Source organism: Caulobacter sp. CCG-8, assembly GCF_037402475.1.
GTDB lineage: Bacteria > Pseudomonadota > Alphaproteobacteria > Caulobacterales > Caulobacteraceae > Caulobacter.
This window is the reverse complement of the sequence record NZ_JBBEUD010000008.1, coordinates 1-16,998: the sequence shown is the minus strand read 5'-3', so window position 1 is coordinate 16,998 and position 16,998 is coordinate 1. Positions and strand designations below refer to the sequence as shown.

General features: G+C 68.3%; 21 protein-coding genes. 11 read left to right on the top strand and 10 right to left on the bottom strand.

All coding sequences use genetic code 11. From position 1 onward, the window contains the following. The 4 genes from WAE60_RS09470 (at window position 1) to WAE60_RS09455 (ending at window position 2,438) form a co-directional block, all read left to right on the top strand. Window positions 1-1,191: a zinc-dependent alcohol dehydrogenase gene (locus WAE60_RS09470; RefSeq protein WP_337685931.1), complete on the top strand. Its 1,191-nt coding sequence runs from the start codon at window positions 1-3 to the stop codon at window positions 1,189-1,191. Window positions 1,192-1,237: 46 nt separating this feature from the next. Beyond that, window positions 1,238-1,801, top strand: a complete 564-nt coding sequence (locus WAE60_RS09465) for a DUF1003 domain-containing protein (protein ID WP_337685929.1) — start codon at window positions 1,238-1,240, stop codon at window positions 1,799-1,801. A 65-nt stretch (window positions 1,802-1,866) separates the two neighbouring features. Beyond that, the gene (locus WAE60_RS09460) at window positions 1,867-2,046 is read left to right on the top strand and encodes a hypothetical protein (RefSeq protein ID WP_029907494.1); all 180 of its coding nucleotides are present in this window, start codon (window positions 1,867-1,869) and stop codon (window positions 2,044-2,046) included. Between the two features lie 5 nt (window positions 2,047-2,051). Next, a complete protein-coding gene (locus tag WAE60_RS09455) occupies window positions 2,052-2,438 on the top strand; it encodes a hypothetical protein (protein WP_337685925.1) in 387 nt (128 codons plus the stop codon). On the opposite strand, the gene WAE60_RS09450 is transcribed toward WAE60_RS09455, so the two are convergent. Further along, window positions 2,435-2,698: a DksA/TraR family C4-type zinc finger protein gene (locus tag WAE60_RS09450; RefSeq protein WP_029907492.1), complete on the bottom strand. Its 264-nt coding sequence runs from the start codon at window positions 2,696-2,698 to the stop codon at window positions 2,435-2,437. The two genes, WAE60_RS09455 and WAE60_RS09450, sit on opposite strands and share 4 nt — an antisense overlap. A 260-nt stretch (window positions 2,699-2,958) precedes the next feature. Between WAE60_RS09450 and WAE60_RS09445 the strand changes: the two genes are divergently transcribed. Both WAE60_RS09445 and xth read left to right on the top strand, forming a co-directional pair. Further along, window positions 2,959-3,384, top strand: coding sequence for a hypothetical protein (locus tag WAE60_RS09445; RefSeq protein WP_029907491.1), 426 nt, complete (start codon window positions 2,959-2,961; stop codon window positions 3,382-3,384). Next, window positions 3,357-4,154 carry an exodeoxyribonuclease III gene (gene xth / locus WAE60_RS09440; protein WP_337685920.1) on the top strand — a complete coding sequence of 266 codons (798 nt, stop codon included), beginning with the start codon at window positions 3,357-3,359 and terminating at the stop codon, window positions 4,152-4,154. The genes WAE60_RS09445 and xth overlap by 28 nt, the downstream gene beginning before the upstream one ends. Here xth and WAE60_RS09435 read toward each other — a convergent pair. The 3 genes from WAE60_RS09435 to WAE60_RS09425 form a co-directional block, all read right to left on the bottom strand. Next, complete coding sequence (locus tag WAE60_RS09435) at window positions 4,151-5,131, bottom strand: ATP-dependent DNA ligase (protein ID WP_337685918.1); 981 nt, start codon at window positions 5,129-5,131, stop codon at window positions 4,151-4,153. The two genes, xth and WAE60_RS09435, sit on opposite strands and share 4 nt — an antisense overlap. A 49-nt stretch (window positions 5,132-5,180) precedes the next feature. Continuing rightward, window positions 5,181-5,402: a DUF905 family protein gene (locus WAE60_RS09430; RefSeq protein WP_337685917.1), complete on the bottom strand. Its 222-nt coding sequence runs from the start codon at window positions 5,400-5,402 to the stop codon at window positions 5,181-5,183. 154 nt (window positions 5,403-5,556) lie between these two features. Then, the gene (locus tag WAE60_RS09425; protein WP_337685915.1) at window positions 5,557-6,324 is read right to left on the bottom strand and encodes a Crp/Fnr family transcriptional regulator; all 768 of its coding nucleotides are present in this window, start codon (window positions 6,322-6,324) and stop codon (window positions 5,557-5,559) included. A gap of 215 nt (window positions 6,325-6,539) precedes the next feature. On the opposite strand from WAE60_RS09425, the gene WAE60_RS09420 reads away from it, so the two are divergent. Then, a complete protein-coding gene (locus WAE60_RS09420) occupies window positions 6,540-7,274 on the top strand; it encodes a Crp/Fnr family transcriptional regulator (RefSeq protein WP_337685913.1) in 735 nt (244 codons plus the stop codon). A gap of 6 nt (window positions 7,275-7,280) precedes the next feature. Here the strand turns inward: WAE60_RS09420 and WAE60_RS09415 are convergent, their stop codons facing one another. Together WAE60_RS09415 and WAE60_RS09410 are read right to left on the bottom strand one after the other, a co-directional pair. Next, the gene (locus tag WAE60_RS09415; protein WP_337685911.1) at window positions 7,281-7,931 is read right to left on the bottom strand and encodes a DUF6766 family protein; all 651 of its coding nucleotides are present in this window, start codon (window positions 7,929-7,931) and stop codon (window positions 7,281-7,283) included. After that, window positions 7,928-9,118 carry an alpha/beta hydrolase gene (locus tag WAE60_RS09410; protein ID WP_337685910.1) on the bottom strand — a complete coding sequence of 397 codons (1,191 nt, stop codon included), beginning with the start codon at window positions 9,116-9,118 and terminating at the stop codon, window positions 7,928-7,930. The genes WAE60_RS09415 and WAE60_RS09410 overlap by 4 nt, the downstream gene beginning before the upstream one ends. Before the next feature lie 255 nt (window positions 9,119-9,373). Here WAE60_RS09410 and WAE60_RS09405 point away from each other — a divergent pair, with 255 nt between their 5' ends. Further along, window positions 9,374-10,297 carry a methyltransferase gene (locus WAE60_RS09405; protein ID WP_337685909.1) on the top strand — a complete coding sequence of 308 codons (924 nt, stop codon included), beginning with the start codon at window positions 9,374-9,376 and terminating at the stop codon, window positions 10,295-10,297. On the opposite strand, the gene WAE60_RS09400 is transcribed toward WAE60_RS09405, so the two are convergent. The 4 genes from WAE60_RS09400 to WAE60_RS09385 are packed head-to-tail and all read right to left on the bottom strand — an operon-like array spanning window position 10,294 to window position 14,923. Next, entirely contained in the window at window positions 10,294-11,124 is an 831-nt protein-coding gene (locus WAE60_RS09400) for a cyanophycinase (RefSeq protein ID WP_337685906.1), read from the bottom strand. The two genes, WAE60_RS09405 and WAE60_RS09400, sit on opposite strands and share 4 nt — an antisense overlap. Further along, window positions 11,121-11,996 carry an isoaspartyl peptidase/L-asparaginase family protein gene (locus WAE60_RS09395; RefSeq protein ID WP_337685904.1) on the bottom strand — a complete coding sequence of 292 codons (876 nt, stop codon included), beginning with the start codon at window positions 11,994-11,996 and terminating at the stop codon, window positions 11,121-11,123. The genes WAE60_RS09400 and WAE60_RS09395 overlap by 4 nt, the downstream gene beginning before the upstream one ends. Further along, window positions 11,989-14,721 carry a cyanophycin synthetase gene (gene cphA / locus WAE60_RS09390; RefSeq protein WP_337685902.1) on the bottom strand — a complete coding sequence of 911 codons (2,733 nt, stop codon included), beginning with the start codon at window positions 14,719-14,721 and terminating at the stop codon, window positions 11,989-11,991. The genes WAE60_RS09395 and cphA overlap by 8 nt, the downstream gene beginning before the upstream one ends. 1 nt (window position 14,722) lies before the next feature. Next, on the bottom strand, window positions 14,723-14,923 hold the full coding sequence (locus WAE60_RS09385) for a hypothetical protein (protein WP_337685901.1): 201 nt from the start codon (window positions 14,921-14,923) through the stop codon (window positions 14,723-14,725). A 136-nt stretch (window positions 14,924-15,059) separates the two neighbouring features. On the opposite strand from WAE60_RS09385, the gene WAE60_RS09380 reads away from it, so the two are divergent. From WAE60_RS09380 to WAE60_RS09370, 3 genes are all read left to right on the top strand, one after another. Beyond that, the gene (locus WAE60_RS09380; protein ID WP_337685900.1) at window positions 15,060-15,995 is read left to right on the top strand and encodes an iron-containing redox enzyme family protein; all 936 of its coding nucleotides are present in this window, start codon (window positions 15,060-15,062) and stop codon (window positions 15,993-15,995) included. Window positions 15,996-16,243: 248 nt separating this feature from the next. Beyond that, window positions 16,244-16,723, top strand: coding sequence for an Hsp20 family protein (locus WAE60_RS09375; RefSeq protein ID WP_337685899.1), 480 nt, complete (start codon window positions 16,244-16,246; stop codon window positions 16,721-16,723). 13 nt (window positions 16,724-16,736) lie between these two features. Further along, window positions 16,737-16,998, top strand: a 262-nt coding sequence (locus tag WAE60_RS09370) for a hypothetical protein (protein ID WP_029907476.1), incomplete at its 3' end; no start/stop codon positions are given.

Genomic DNA, 16,998 nt, shown 5'->3' with positions numbered 1-16,998 from the left:
ATGCGCGCCCTGACCTGGCACGGCAAACACGATGTCCGGATGGACACCGTTCCCGACCCCAAGATCGTCAATCCCCGCGACGCGATCATCAAGATCACCTCGACCGCCATCTGCGGTTCGGACCTGCACCTCTATGACAGCTTCATCCCCTCGATGGAGAAAGGCGACATCCTTGGCCACGAGTTCATGGGCGAGGTCGTCGAGACCGGCCCCGGCTCGACCCTGCAGAAGGGTCAGCGGGTCGTCGTCCCGTTCGTCATCGCCTGCGGCAAGTGCTTCCATTGCGAGAAGCAGCAGTTCTCAGGCTGCGAGAACTCCAATCCGGCCGAGACCCAGGATTTGGGCGAGATCGCCTACGGCACGGCGATGACGGGGCTGTTCGGCTATTCGCACATGACCGGCGGCTATGCCGGCGGCCAGGCCGAATATGTCCGCGTGCCCTATAGCGACGTGGGCCCGATCGTCGTTCCCGACGGGCTGGAGGACGACAAGGTGCTGTTCCTGTCGGACATCCTGCCCACCGGCTGGATGGCGGCCGAGAACTGCCAGATCGAGCCGGGCGACACGGTGGCGGTCTGGGGCTGCGGCCCCGTCGGCCTGTTCGCGATCCAGAGCGCCTTGATTCAGGGCGCCCACAAGGTGATCGCCATCGACCACCATCCCCACCGCCTGGAGCTGGCCAAGTCCCTTGGCGCCCAGGTGATCAACTACCATGACGTCAAGGTGCGCGAGGCCCTGATGGCCATGACCGGCGGCATCGGCCCGGACGCCTGCATCGACGCGGTCGGCATGGAGAGCCACGGCTTCTCGATCGACAATGTCGTCGATGCGGTCAAGGTCGCCACCCGCCTGGGCACCGACCGCGCCCACGTGCTGCGCGAGGTGCTGATGGCCTGCCGCACCGGCGGCCGGGTCTCCGTGCCCGGCGTCTACGGCGGCATGGGCGACAAGATCCCGATCGGCGCCCTGATGGAGAAGGGCCTGCAGATCCGCACCGGCCAGACTCACGTCCACAAATACCTGCGCCCGCTGCTGGATCTGATCGGCGAGGGCGTCATCGACACCACCTTCCTGATCAGCCACCGCCTGCCGCTGGAGAGCGCCCCCGACGGCTACAAGATGTTCAAGGAAAACCAGAACGAGGTGACCAAGGTCGTCCTCAAGCCCGATTGGCGGAAGGAAGCCGCGTGATGATCGAGGAGCAACGCGCCTCGGCCTCGTGCGTCGCCCAGCGGGGGTGACCCGCGTCGTGAGTGAAACGGCGCAACAGCTGGACGCTTCAGCGCCGCAAGGCGATCTGGACGATCACGTCGTCCAGTCCGTCGAGGCTGTAGCCGATTTCCATCGCGAGCATTACCGAGGCGCCAGCGGCCTGCAAAAGGTCATCGACGCGACCACCGAGCGCCTGGGCCGCCCCTGGGCGGTCATCGTCCTGACGGCGATAGTCGGGATATGGGCGGGCCTGGCGGCCTGGCGCGGCGGCGGGCGCGTCGATCAGCCGTCATTCGCCTGGCTGGAGCTGGCTGCCACCATCGCGGCCCTCCTGGTCTCGGTCCTGATCCTCGTCACCCAGCGGCGCGAGGACCAACTGGCGGACAAGCGTGCGCAATTGACCCTGGAACTGGCCCTGCTGGCCGACAAGAGAAGCGCCAAGATCATCGCGTTGCTCGAGGAGCTGCGTCACGACCAGCCCAATGTCGCCGACCGGGTCGATCGCGAATCCGACGCCATGGCCAAGCCGGTCGATCCAGGCGCTGTGGCCGCTTCGATCGCCGCCAATTCGGCAGCGACCAGAAGCTGAAGCCCGACAAGCCGATCGGGAACCTTGTCGCGTCCGACGGCTTGGTTTCGGCAAGGAGTCTTCACATGTCCAAACGCGAACTGATCGAACCCACGCCCGGCGACAAGCGCTATGTCCGCCGCGACGACAAAGGCCACTTCACCGAGGCGGCCGATGTCGGCAAGTCCTCGGCCGCCGACCAGCGACGCCATTCCGAGCACGACGCCGGCCCGGGCCAGGGCGACAAGGGCGATCGCCAAGGCTAGGCGCCATGACCTCGCCGGTCATGAAAAGCTATCCGGGGGATCTTGGATTCGACGCGATCGGTGAGGCCTTCGCGCTGACGGAGGATCAGGACAGCGTCGCCGCCCGGCTGGCCCGCTTGGAGGCGCATGCCACGGCGGTCCGCCGGGTCGCGGTCTATCATTTCATCATTCCGCCAGGCGCCGAGGCGGCGTCGTTCAGCGCGCCCGATCGGACGCGGGACGCCCAAGACCAGCTACATCTGATCGTGGCCCTTACCGGCGGCTCCCTCACGGACAGGGGCGGCGAGCTTCGCGTGCGCGTTCCGGCCGGCGCGGCCGATCGGTTCGAGGCGCTGGCGCGAGGTCTGATCGAGGCGTTTTGGGTCGCGTTCCGGAAGGACGATCCCGCCTAGCGCAGCTGGCTGTCCTTACTGCCCCGCCGATTGATCCCACCCAGGACGATGCGGCTGTCACGGCCCGACTGGCAGTGGACGCACGTCCGCACACCGGGCAGCGCCTGACGACGAGCCGCCGGAATGTCCTCGCCGCATTCGACGCAGAAGGCCGTGCCCTCGCCGACGGGCAGGCGGGCGCGAGCGTGCGAGACGCCGTCCGACACCGTGTCGTTGATCTGGTCTAGAACCCCGCCGTCATGCGTCCAGCCGCCGGCCATCGCGTCTCCGATTCATAAGCTTGGTAAAAGAGTCAGAGGGGGATGGACACCGGAAAGCTCCACACCGGTTGGGGCAGGAACAGTGCGCCAAAAGCGCGCGGTTCGAGAATCTCGCCGGCCGCGATCACCACGAAATGCGAGCCGGATCGAAGAACAGAAGACAGCCAGCTCGAATGCGGCCGATAGGCCGGTCACGCGTTCCGCAAACCAGGGCGCCCCATGCGCCGACGCCGCGCAGTTCCTTGCGCTCAGGAGCCGTCATGACCTTCGAAGCCGTTTCTTCCGACCCCGCCGTGGCGGCCCCGATCCCGGCGCCCGAAGCGCCAGAAGGCGCCGACCTCCTGATCAAAGCCGCGCCCCACGACGAGGGCTTCTGGGATGGGCATCCCGATGTCGACCGCTACAAGGTGACCATGCACCCCGGTGAGGCGGACCTGGCGGAGTGGACCGTCCTGGTCTGGCTCAAGCCGAACCCCGGCCAGGACCCTGCGCGGATCGCCGCCAACGCCGACATCCCGACCCGTCCGGCCGACGCCGAGTTCGTCGTCCACGCCGCCCATGACCAGGAATTCTTCGGTCGCCATCCCGGCCTGGCCGCGTGGCGGGTCGATCTGCAGCTCAACGAAGACGGTCCCGGCGCGGCGCATAAGATTCAGGTGTGGATGGCTTCGCCGACCGCCGCATGAAGATCGCCACCTACAACGTCAACGGCGTCAACGGCCGCCTGCCGGTGCTGCTGCGCTGGCTGGACGAGGCCCGGCCCGACGTCGTCTGCCTGCAGGAACTCAAGGCCCCGCAGGAGAGGTTTCCGCTCGCGGCGATCGAGGCGGCAGGCTACGGCGCGATCTGGCTGGGCCAGAAGAGCTGGAATGGCGTGGCGATCCTGGCGCGCGGAGATCAGCCGCATGAGACACGCCGCGGCTTGCCGGGCGAAGCCGAGGATTTGCACAGCCGCTATATCGAGGCCGCCGTGAACGGCGTGCTGGTGGGGTGCCTCTACCTGCCCAACGGCAATCCCGCGCCGGGTCCGAAGTTCGATTACAAGCTGCGCTGGTTCGCCCGCTTTCAGGCCTATGCGGCCTCCTTGCTGGCGCACGAGGTCCCCATCGTGCTGGCCGGCGATTACAACGTCATGCCCACCGACCTGGACGTCTACAAGCCCGAGCGCTGGCTGAACGACGCCTTGTTTCGTCCCGAAGTGCGCGAAGCCTATCGTCGCCTGGTCGATCAAGGCTGGACAGACGCTCTACGCACGCTCCATCCCGACGAGCGGATCTACACCTTCTGGGACTATTTCCGGAACGCCTACGGGCGGGACGCGGGGCTGCGGATCGACCACCTGCTGCTCAGTCCCCAGTTGGCGCCGAGACTGTCGCGGGCCCAGGTCGATCGTCACGTCCGTGGCTGGGACAAGACCAGTGACCACGCCCCGACCTGGATCGAGCTCGACGCCTAGGCGATCTGCTCCATCCGACACTGGCCGGGCGCCTTGTCGGGCCGGAAGCGGATCAGCTTCGTGCCGTGGCGAAACCGCCCGCCCGAAACGTGGTCGAACGACACCTCCACGACGATCTCGGGCGAGAGCGGGGTCCACTGGCTGGACCGCTCGTCCGACCAGCGGCTGGGCCCGCCGGGCGCGTCGCCGGTGAAGCCGCTGCCGCCGGCCAGGGCCTCGAGCCGCTGGGTCAGGGCCGGCTTGTCGGCGGCCGCGAGGCCAGAGGTGAAGCCAACATGGTCGAGCAGGCCCTTGTCGTCGTAGAGGCCCAGCAGTAGAGACCCGACCAGCTTGCTGTCTTTGCCGTATCGAAATCCGCCGACCACGCAGTCGGCCGTGCGCTGGCGCTTGACCTTGATCATCGCCCGCTCGCCCTCGGCATAGGGGCCGTCGATCCGCTTGGCGACGATCCCTTCCAGCTTGCCCTCGTCGAGCCAGGCCTGGGCGAGGGCCGCGTCCTTGGTCCCTTTCGTCAGTGTCAGGCGAGGGCCGCCGTGACGCTCGAGGAAGGTGGTTATGACGGCGTGCCGCCGGCGCCAGGGCGCGTCGCGCAGGTCAGCGCCGTCGGGCGCCTGCAGCATGTCGAAGGCGGCGAGGATGGCCGGCGTCTCGGCCGACAGGCGAAGGATGCGGCTTTGCGCCGGATGCAACCGCATCTGCAAGGCCTCGAAGGAGAAACCATCGTTCATGGGGATCAGCAATTCGCCGTCGAGAGCGAAGCTGTCCTCGGGAAGGGCCGCCAGCAGATCGACGACCTCGGGGAAGTAGCGGGTCAGCGGCTTGCCGGACTTGGCCTGCAAGGTCACGACCTGGCCCTGCCGGAAAGCCAGGCAGCGAAAGCCGTCCCATTTTGGTTCGTACCACCAGCCCGGGTCGGTCGGCAGCGCCGGCGCCGACTGGGCCTCCATGGCCTGGGCCTTGGTCAGGCGGTTGGTCATTTAAGATCCCTTCGGTCACATAGCGCCACGCGCGATACGACGTTCCGCGTCAGAGCCGGCCTGAGGCCGCGCCGTCCCAGATCATACGGCCTTGGTCATCGCGAACCACGATACGCAGGACCACGCCGGCATCGGCGGAGAGGGCGCGGTCGCGCAGGATTTCCGATAGCAACAGCAGCGCTTGGCGCGCGGCCGCGGCGTCGTCGGCGGCTTCGACGACTTCGAGCGTCGGTCGCACCTCGCCCGAAATATCGAAGTGATAGGTCTTCATCGCCGCACCTCGCGCGGTCTGGCCCGCCTTTGATCAAGGTTCCCTGAGCGGCGCTGTTCCACGTCCAAGGCCGATAGGCGGTTTAACGGTCAGCTTTGGTTGACCGCTCACGCCTTGCCTGGTCGCGCTTGCGATCAATTGATCGGACTATGGGTCAGGCCTCGTCAGGGCTTATCGCGTGACGTCGGGCGGTCGTGACTGTGGCCTGCTCTGCGGGATCCTGTTGCGGCCGCAGCCGTTCGGCGTCAAACGACCCTAGGGCCGCGAGCTTGTCCCAGTCGTCGATTTGCAGCGTCCCGTTGCGCAGTGTTGCCAGACCGTCGTCGCGCAGGCCCCGAAGCACGCGGTGGATGTGGACGACCGAAAGGCCCAAGGCGTCGGCGATGTCGCCCTGCACGGCGGGGAACTCGCAGTGACCGTCCCGCGCCAGCTGCAGCGCCTGATGGCGCCAATAGACCTCGCACAGCAGATTGGCGGTCCTCGCTGCGGCCGAACGCCGTCCCAGGCCGATCATCCAGTTGCGCTGCTGTTGGGCTTCGGTCAGCACGACACGGCACAGGGCGGCCAGCAGATTAGGATGCGCGCGGACCATCGTGCGCAGTTCGTGGGTAGTGGTCTTGCGCACCTCGCACGACCCAAGGGCCTGCACCTCGTGATCGGCGCCGACGAACAGCCCAGCCATATCGATCAGGTCGCCGGGCGTGGCGACGCCGAAGATCTGCCGCCCGCCGTCTGGCAGCACGCGCTGTCTGACCGCCAGGCCGCGCGACAGAAGTCGCAACTGCGATCGCCCGCCCGCCGCCAGGATCGTTTGTCCCGCCTCGAAGCGCTCGACGGTCTGGGTGCACGACATCAGGCTGTCGCGGACGCTGTCGCGCAAGGGACCGAAGCGGTCCAGGCTGGCGATGAGCAGGCGGCTCAAGCAGGCCCTCTTAAGGCTGGGGCTCGCTGAACCCTGTCGGCGCCGCCGCGTTCGATAGGTCTGGTCGACACAAAGCCTCCGTGGATCGACACATCCTAGGCGGATGGGCGGAGGCGGGCGTTGATCTAGGTTAGTTCGACCGATCATTTGATGTGCGATCAGTCGGCCGACCGACCGGTCTTGACCCAGAGCGGGACGTAGCGTCCCTGAGCGCCATGTCCTCATCACCGACGATTACGCCCCTGATCCACAAGCTGGCGCGGCGCGACGCCCTGTCCGACGAGGAGCGCAGCGTCCTGGCGGGCCTGCTCGGACCCGAACGGCACGTTCCGGCCGGCGGTTTGCTGGTCGAACCGGGCGACCGGCCCGGCTTCAGCACCTTCCTGGTGAGTGGATTTTGCGCGCGCTACAGCCTGACCGTGGACGGCGGGCGGCAACTGACCGAGGTCAATGTCCCGGGCGATTTCGTCGATCTTCACAGTCTGCTGATGCGCCAGATGGACCACGGCGTCGTGGCGCTGGGCGACTGCGTCATCGCGCCCGCCGCCCACGCCGACCTGCGACGGCTGACCGAAAGCCATCCGCACCTGGCGCGGCTCCTGTGGCTGGAGACCGTGGTCGATGGAGCCATTCATCGCCAATGGCTGGTGACCATGGGACAGCAGAATGCAGCCAGTCGTCTGGCTCACCTGGTCTGCGAGCTCTACCGCCGCCTGGAGAGCGCGGGTCTGGCGCGCGACTACCGGTTCAGCATTCCCATGACCCAGGTCGATCTAGGCGATGTCCTTGGCCTGACGCCCGTCCACGTCAACCGCGTCCTGATGGACCTGCGCCAGCAAGGTCTTCTCGAATGGAGGGCGGGCCTGGTGACCATTCCCGATTGGGACAGGCTGGTGAGCCTTGGACAGTTCGACCCGACCTACCTTCGTCTGCAGAGCGACGCGGTTTGAGCCTGGCTAGGCCCCAGTCTGGCCGTGCGACGCGGCCACGGGCTTGGACTCCGGTGAACTCTTCTGGCGCAGGACAATGGAGAGCACCACCAGCACCGCGGTCGACAGGAACTCGCTCTGCCAATTCTGGAAGGACTCAAACCACAGTTGCGGATCGCCCAGATAGGCCAGCGCCGAAACTCCTACCTGGCCATGCTCGGCGGCCTCCTGCGCCGCCGCCTTTGCGCTGAACGTCCAGTGCAGGAGGAACGAGGCCACGAACAGCAGGCCCAGGGCGATGCCCAGCGAATGGGCGTAGAGCCAGCCAAGCGCGCCGCCGACACGCGCGAGGCGAGGAGCCTTGGAATTCCGGCTGGGCAGGCGATCGCGCTCCGGCGCGTCCGGATCCTTGGATTCCGATGAGCCGCGCTGGATCAGGAACGCCGTCAGAACGACGTAGACCGCCATCTGCAGGAATTCGCTCTCCCAGTTCTCGAACACTGTCGAGATGAACATCGGGTCGGAGAGATAGATCAACGGGCCGATGGCCGCCTGGCCGTGGCGCTGCAGGTCCTCGACCGCCACCCGCCACCCGGTCAGCCACTGGCCGACCAAGCTGGCGGCGAACATCAGCATCAGAACCAAGGTGAGGCTGTTGTCCTTGATCCAACGCGTCATGACCGCTCTCCGACCTCAAGACCGTGGTCACGGATCGTGTGCACCTCGAACGCGGCCCGAGGCGCTGGGCTCCAGGCGGTCAGGCAGAAGGCCTCGATCTTTTCGAGGTAGATGTCGTGCCGCTCGAGGAAGCCCATGTGGTTGGCCGCGTCGATGGTCAGCAACTGGCCGCCCGGCGTCGCGCGGGCCAGCACCTGGCTTGCCGACTTCAGCGTGACGATATCCTCGTCTCCGGCCAGGATCAGGATCGGCGACGTCACGGCCTGCAATGCGCCGTCGGCGTCCCAGTCGAACATCGCCAGGTTGCCCCGCGCGAGGGCGGCCGGCGGGTTGCGGGTGGCCAGAAGGGTGGTGTGCTCCAGCTGGCTGTGCGTCACGTGCTCGGCGAACCCCAGGCGGTTGGCCAGATGGGCCCAACCGCTCAGATAGCTTTGCCAGGCCGACAGCCAGGCCAGGGGCTGCAACAGGATGGCCAACCGCAGGACCGGTTCGAGGACTGGCCAGCGCAGGGCTTGGGCCAGGGGCGCCAGGGCCATGGTCTTCAGGGGATTGGTGTAGGTGGTGTCGACCAGCACCACGCCCGCCATGGCCTCGGCCGAGCCGGGATGGTCGCGAATGAGGGTCTGGATGGTCATTCCGCCGATGCTGTGGCCAACCAGCACGGCCGGCGCGCCCGCGAAGGCCATCACAGCCTGCAGGTCCTGCGCGAAGTGGGAAAGGTCCACCGCGCCCTTCGCCGCGCGCGAGCGGCCAAGGCCCGCCAAGTCCCAGACGATGACGCGGTAGCGGGCGGTCAGGGCGCGGCGGAGATAAAACCAGATGGTGCTGTCCAGGCCCCAGCCGTGGGTCAGGATCACGGTCGGCCCGTGCGCCGGGCCGTGGACTTCCACATAAAGCCGCGAGCCGGTCGGGCTATCCAGGAACTGGCCCTCGCCGCGCTCCGGTCGGCTGGGATCGCTGTCGCGGCGGGCCAGGAGCGGCATGATCACCAGGCGACCCAGGAACGACCAGGCCAGCAGCCCCAGGCCCAGCCACAGACGCCAGTCGTCGCGGACGTGCAGCGCGTGGCCGGCCGCATCGAGCATCCATCGCCCGTCGTACCAGGACCACAGGGCGTATCCGCCAGCCGCGAGCACGACCAGGGACAACAGCGAGAGCGCGATCCGCGCGAGGATGATCAAGGGCATTGCAGCTTTCGGGAACCACGCGTTTTGCGTGTGACTGTAACCGTTGGTCCCCGGGGGTGTTCCGCCCGCCTTCCGGCCGGCCGGAAGGGAACGGTGGGGCGAGCCTGGACTTAAAGGGGCAGGCGCGGGCTCTGGTCTCGCGTCCAGCGTCGACGACGCCCCGAAACGGGCCGCCCGACGCTGAACAATCGCTGGGCGCTCGCTCGGCCACGACATCAAAAGATGGGGCTGTTGACGGCCCCAGGGAGATCAGACTTGGACAGATCCTCGGCGCTCGGCGCCCTGCTGGCGGCGCTCGACGCGCGGGCCTACGACTTCGTCACGCCCACGCCGTCGGTCTGCCGGCGGGCGGCGGAACGGCGGTTGTCACAAGGCGATCCGCTCCGGGCCATCCTCGGCTGGAGCCAGACCTTCGACCACGGCGAGCTTGAGCCCGCGCTGTTCGACCTGCTGGCGGCGGGGGGCGCGCTGGTCGAGGAGGGAGAGCGGTTCCGGAGTAACCTGCGGGTGTCGCGTCTGGCTGGAACCCTGTTCTTGCATTCGGCCTTTCCGGCGACGGCCGCCGATGCGGTGTTCCTGGGGCCGGACTCTTACCGCTTCGCCCGCCTGATCGCCCAGGCCACGGCTGGCGACCGGGTGGGCTCGATCGCGGAGATCGGCTGCGGCGCGGGGGTCGGCGGACTGACCGCCGCCAGGTTGTTTCCTGGCGCGCGGCTGACGCTCGGTGACGTCAATCCGCGCGCCCTGGAGTTGGCTTCGATCAACGCCGCCCATGCCGGGGCCGCGTTCGAAGCGCGGCTGAGCGACGGCATGGCCGCCCTCGGCGGGCCATACGATCTCATCGTCGCCAATCCGCCCTATGTCGCCGGAGAATCCGGCCGGCCATACAAGGACGGCGGCGACCTGCACGGCGCGCGAATGTCCCTGGACTGGAGCGGCCAAGCGCTGGAGCGCCTGAGCCCCGGCGGCAAATTGGTGCTCTACAGCGGCAGCGCCATCCTGGACGGCGGGATCGACGCCTTTCGTTCGGCTCTCGAAGGCCTGGTGGCGAGTTCGTCTCACCATCTCACCTACGAAGAGCTGGATCCCGACATCTTCGCCGGCGAGTTGCGGCGCGAGGCCTATGACGACGTCGAGCGCATCGCCGCCGTTGGGGCCGTCATCCAGCGCCTGGCCTAGGTCTGCGCCGGCATGGGCGGCTGTGGCTGTCCGTGGGGCCGGCGTGTCGTCAGGTTCAGGCCGTCGCCGCTGGCCAGGACATGCAAGCGGACGTCGAACATCGACAGGGCCCGTTCGGCCCGCGCCTCGGCGACGTTCGACGCGCTGACGCCCTCGGCGTCGACCACATAGACCGCGCCGCTGCCGATCACCTTGAAGTCGTCGCCCTCGACGACGATGGCGGTGTCCTCGTCGATGCCGACGCCCAGCACGCGCGGGCTTTGAGCGACCGCGCCCAATAGGCGTCCGATCCGTCCGCGCTCGGCGAAGTGCTGGTCGATGATCGCGTCGCGCACCAAGCCCAGCCCCGGCGCCATCTGCAGGTCGCCGATCCGATGGGTCTCGGAACTGGAGCCTCGAACCATCATGGTGTCGCTCATCACCGAGGCGCCCGCCGAGGTGCCGGCCAGCACGCCGCCGGCTTTCCAGATCTCGCGGATCCGCGCTTCGATGGGGGTGTCGCCGATCTGGCTGCTGATCCGCAGCTGATCGCCGCCGGAGAAGAACACCCCCGCAGCCCCGTCCAGCAGGGCCAGTTTGCCGGCGTCATGCGCCTCGGCGCGGTCGTCGACATAGAGCTCGATCAGGTCGGTCACGCCTAAGGGCGCGAACGCCTTACGGTAGGTCTCGAAATAGCCTTCCGGCGCGTGCGAGGCGACGGTGGCCAGCACCAGGCGGCCGCCCTTGAGACGTTCGGCCACGGCCTTGAGGATGACCTTGTCGCCTTCCTTGTCCTCATGCCCCCCGATGATGATCAGCGGGCCTTCCGGGGCGGGAGGTGCGGTCATGTCGGTTCTTTCTGGGCGTCTTCGGCCCGGTTCACGAAGGCCTGCGCGAGATGTCCCGCGCGGGCGTGGGCGACGGCGAAGTGGGCGCTGTTGTGACCCCAGTCGAGGCGGCCGTCGCCGTCAATGACGATCAGGCCGGCCTCGCCGCCGACCCGCGCCAGGCGGGCCAGGGCCGCAGCGATGGCCTCGCCCGGGGGAAGGGCTTCCAGGCTGTGCATGAGGCGCGCGGCCAAGGTGGTGCGGATCAGGCTCTCGCCGTCGCCCGACAGCGACACCCCGCCGACGGCGTTGTCGGCGTAGAGGCCGCAGCCGGGCAGGGGAGAGTCGCCGATCCGGCCCTGGTGGCAGCCGCTCAGGCCGCCGGTCGAGGTGCCCGCCGCCAGATTGCCGTGGATATCCAGGGCGACGCAACCGACGGTGTCGCAGCCGGGATCGCCGGGCCGCTCGACGACAAGGTCAGCGGGCTCGCAGAGCTCGGCGTTATGCTCCCTGGCGAAGCATTCCGCGCCGTGTCCGATTAGAAGGACCGGTGTTTCGGGCAGCATGGCGGCGGCGACCGAGATCGGGTGACGCAGGCGTTGTACGGCCGCGACGCCGCCGACCGCCAGGGTTCGGCCGTCCATGATCGCGGCGTCGCACTCGACCTCGCCCTTGGCGTTGCGCACCGCCCCGTAGCCGGCGTTGAAGGCCGGATCGTCCTCGAGGGCGCGGACCGCGGCCTCCACCGCGTCCAGGGCGTCGCCGCCCGCTTCGAGGATGGCTTGGCCGGCCGCCAGGGCCAGCAGGCAGCCGTCGCGATGCGCCTGTTCCTGGTCGGGCGCGATCGTCTTGGCCCCGCCGTGCAGGATGATCGCCCAGGCGGTCTCAGGCATGGAGGGCGTCCTGTCCGGCGTTGGAAAGGGGCGGGGATGCGGCTTGAAAGGCCACCACCTGGTTCCAGACCGCCCCGACGGCGGTCGGGAAGACCAGGACCAAATCACCCGGCCGGGCCATGCGCAGCGCGGCGTCGACGGAGCGGGACTCGCTGGCGATGCGATGCAGCCGTTCGGCGGGAAAGCCGGCCTCCAGCGCGCCCTGGGTCAGAAGAGACAGCACCGATCCGGCCGGACGCCCACGGCCGTCGGGCAGCTCGCGGAAGATCAGGTCGTCGAACATCTCCGCCGCGATCGCGCCCATCTCCAGGATGTCCTCGTCGCGGCGGTCTCCCGGGATGCTGACCACGCCGATCACCCGGCCGACCGACGGCCGCAGCTGGGTCACCAACTGGCCCATCGCCCGCATGGCGCCGGGATTGTGGGCGTAGTCGACGATGACCCGGAAGCCGTGTGTGTCGTGGACATTGAACCGTCCCGGATTTTCCGCGTGCGAGGAGGTGAAGGCCCGCAGGGCCCTGGCCATCACCTCCGGCGTCGCGCCAAGCCCATGCCCGGCGGCGACCGCCGCGAGGGCGTTGGCCACATTGAAACGGGCCTGGCCGTTCAGGGTGGCGGGGATCTCGTCCGCTCGAAGGATCGGCCAGCGCCGACCCTTGTCGTAGAGGACGAGATCCCCGCCGCCGACGGAGGGTTCCAACGCGACCAGCAGTCCGCCCTCGGCTTGGTGCTTCTGCAGGAAAGGGCTCATCTCCAGCCCGCCTTCGAGCGTGAAGTAAGCGATCCGTCCGCCGGCGTGACGCGCCATGCGCAGGGTCAGGGGATCGTCGCCGTTGAGGACGCTGACGCCGCGGCGCGAGACTGACTCCGTGACGATCGACTTGACCGCCGCCAGGTCCTCCAGCGTGTCGACGCCCTTCAGGCCCAGATGGTCGGCCGTGACGTTCAGGACGACGCCGACGTCGCAGCGGTCGAAGGCCAAACCCTCGCGCAGCATGCCGCCGCGCGCGGTCTCCAGGACCGCGACCTGGACCGTCGGGTCGCGCAGCACCATGCGGGCGCTCTTGGGCCCGCTGGCGTCGGCCTCGAGAATCTTCTCGTCGTTGATGTAGACGCCGGTCGTGTTGGTCAGTCCCACCGTCTTGCCCATCTCGCGGGCGATGCGGGAGACCATGCGCACGACCGTCGACTTGCCGTTGGTGCCGGTGACCGCGACGATCGGGATGCGGCTGCGGGCGCCGGGCGGGAAGAGGCTGGCGATCGCGGCCTTGGCCACCTCGCGCGGCTGGCCCTGGGACGGCTCCAAATGCATGCGGAAGCCCGGGGCGGCGTTGATCTCGACGATGCCGCCGCCGGTCCCGCGCACGGAGCGGGTGATGTCGGGCGCCATGAAGTCGATGCCGGCCACATCCAGCCCGACAGTCAGGGCGGCCCGGCGGGCGATGGCGGCGTTGTCGGGATGGATCTCATCGGTCCGGTCGATCGCCGTGCCGCCCGTCGAAAGGTTGGCGGTGGCGCGCAAGGTGACCGCCGCACCGGCGGCGGGAACATCATCCAGTCCCAGGCCGGCGCGGGCCAGCATCTCGCGCACCTGGTCGTCGACGACGATCCGGGTCATGACCTGCTCGTGGCCGACGCCCCGTCGAGGGTCCTGGTTCACCGTCTCGATCAGGTCCAGCACCGTGCCGCGACCGTCGCCGACGACCTGGGCGGGCACCCGCTCGGCCACGGCGACCACCTGACCACCGACCACCAGGATCCGGTAGTCACGGCCGACATACTGCTCCTCGACGATCACGCGGCGGCCGTGTTTGATCGCCTGCTCATAGCCCCACCGCACCTGCTCGGGCGTCTCCAAGCCCAGGCTGACGCCGCGGCCGTGATTGCCGTCCAGGGGCTTGAGCACCACCGGTCCCTTGATCCGCGCGGCCTGGGCCTGGGCCTCGTCGAGCGTGCGCACGACACCGCCGCGAGGGACGGGGACGCCGGCGGCCGCCAGCAGGGTCTTGGTCAGGGCCTTGTCGCCCGCGGTCACGACGGCGATGTGGCTGGTCTGGCCGGTGATGCTGGCGCGGATCAGCTTTCGACGCGCGCCCCAGCCCAGTTGCACGAGGCTCTGCTCATCCAGGCGCTGGGCGGGGATGCCGCGGCGACGAGCTTCCTGCACCAGGGACCACGTGGTCGGGCCCAGCGTCTCACGGCGGGAGATCGCCCGCAGTTGCTCCAAGGTGCGGGGCAAATCGAACAGCGGCGGCGTCAGGTCGCCGAACGGCGGGGCCACGCGGTCCAGACCCTCCACGCCCCGCAGGTCGCGGGGCAGCAGGCTGTGGACCAACTCGATGGCGGCGCGTCCGGCGGCCCGGCCCAGGCCTTCGCCCTCATAGGCGTAGAGGATGTTGTAGACGCCGGGACGCCCCTTGACCGAACGGGTCTTGCCGCGCCCGACCTCCACCCCGACCCGCTTCTGCAGCTCCAGGGCGACGTGCTCGATCACGTGGCCGAGCCACGTTCCCTCGCGCATCCGCAGCAGCAGCCCGCCATGGGACTTATAGGAACAGCCGTGCGCCTCGAGGCTCGGCAGGGCCGCCATCAAATGATCGGTGAAGCCCGGGAGCCGGTTGGTCGGCCAGGCCTCCAGCGCGCCGAGGTCCAGCTGGATGCGAACCATGGGCCGGGCGGCGTAGAGATGCGGCCCGCGATAGGTCGCCGCCTCCAGGATGCGCATGTCAGGCAGCCTTGGCGGAAAGCTGCGAAACCCACCGAAGATCGGGAGATACGATGTCCCTGATCACCAGGGCTGCGGCCAGCTTCCGCGTGGCCACCAGGCCCTGGGCGCGAAGCTGACCGTCCAGATCGAAGGTCCGCCAAAGCCAGGCGCCGGAGCTTGTCGGGGCGATTGAGAACCTCACCATCGGATAGTCGTGCATGTCGTCACCTACCGAGAACGGGATGCAAGAACACGCCGTCCATGGGCCGGTTCCGGGTGGTTCCTCTACGGGCTCGGCGACCTATCGGATGATGGTTTGGCGGGAACCCAGGACGCGCTGAGGGTCTTACGCCGCCATGATCAACACGTTCGCCCACCGTCCCCAGGTCAGCCCGGCCAATACGCCGGCGCTGGACGACTCCGCCGCCATCGACGCGGCGCTCCAGCGGCGCCTGTCGCGCTGGAACCACCGCCGGCTCGACCCGGCCAAGCCCCACGCCGACTGGGAAGCCGACCTTGCGGAAGAGCACGCGATGCGCCAGCTGGAAGGCGCCTTCGTCGAAAGCCAGCGCCTGCTGGTCGCCGACCGCGCCGCCGCCGCGCCCAGCGACGTCGAAGGTTTCATCGCCTGGTTCGAAGGGCTGAAGGTCGACGGTCCAGGCCAGGACGATCCTCTGTTCCCGTGGCTCGAGAGGGCCGCCGACTTCGAGTCGATGCGCTGGTTCCTTGAGCAAGAAGTGGCGGGCGAAGCCGGCTTCGACGATCTGGTCGCCCTGACCCAGGTGAAGATGCCTGTCGTCGCCAAGCTGGAGTTGGCTCGCAATTACTGGGACGAGATGGGGCGCGGCGCGCAGGCCGGCATGCACGGGCCGATGCTGGACCAGCTAGCCCAGGCCCTGGAGCTACGGCCGGCGATAGAGACGACCGAACCGGCGTCGCTGGCCTTGGGCAACACGCTCGTCGCCTTCGCGACCACGCGGCGCTACGCCTACCACGCTGTTGGCGCGCTGGGCACGGTGGAGCTGACCGCGCCCTGGCGCGCCGATCTGGTCGCCAAGGGGCTCAAACGCCTGGGCGTGGGCAAGACGCGCAAGTACTTCGCGCTGCACGCCACGCTCGACATCGCCCATTCGGAAGCCTGGAACGCCGAGGTCCTGCGCCCGCTGGTCACGGCCGATCCCGACTGCGCGCGGTTCATCGCCGAAGGCGCGCTCATGCGCCTGGAAGCCGGCCGCCGCTGCTACGAGGCCTACCGTGCACATCTATGGCCGTCGCTGGCCGCGACCGGTTGAAGCAGAGGCTAACGCTCTAGTCCTGAGGCCCGAAGGTCCGCTTTGTGAAGCGATCGTTGGGTTGGCTTATGGCGCCGCTCGGCCTGCTGAGAGCGCCGCTGTTTTTTGGGACAACGCACCTCTTGACGGCCGTTCGACGCGAACTAATTGATCCGGTGCTTGCCGGGCGCCGACAGGGCCCTGCGGCCTGGGGCGCTCGAGCGCTTCGATGCGCCCCTCATGTCCAACTTGCTTTCGAGGAGATGGAAATGAGCACCGCTTTTGATTTTTCCCCGCTCTACAGCACCATGGTCGGTGTCGATCGCTTGGTCGATCTGGCGCAAGCCGCGCTGCGCGGTCACGAGGAAGGCGGCTATCCCCCATACGACATCGAGAAAACCAGTGAAAACGGCTACCGCGTTTCCGTGGCGGCCGCCGGCTTTGCGCGGGACGACCTGGAACTCATCGCCCAGCCCAATCTCCTGGTGGTCCGGGGACGCAAGGCGCAAGCCGACAGCCAGACCGCGCGAACCTTCATCCACCAGGGGTTGGCGCGCCGTAATTTCGAGCGTCGGTTCGAGCTGGCCGACTATGTGGTGGTCAAGGAGGCCCGTCACGCGGACGGCGTCCTGACGATCGATCTGGTTCGGGAAATCCCCGAGGCGTCCAAGCCGCGGCAGATCCCGATCCGAACGAGCGGGGTGTCGCCTCTGGCGCTGAAGGCGCCGAAGGCCCGGCGCGCGGCCTAACGAGGGAACGGCCATGCCCTTCTCCACGGCTGTTGCGGATCGCGCTTCGCCTTGGCGAGTGCGGCCCGCCGTCGGCTTTCTCCATCCGCTGGAGGTCGTCAAGGACGAGGACCTCGATCTTGCCGCCAAGCGCGAGATCCTGGCCGCCTGGGCTTCCGACGCCAGCGCGGTGGAGGATCAGCCCACTCAGAGATGGCTCTTGGGAACCCTGGCGCCGGTGGCGCTCAGCGAGGTGCTCGCCGCGCTTCGCCGCCTGGACGGCGCCGGTTTGTCTT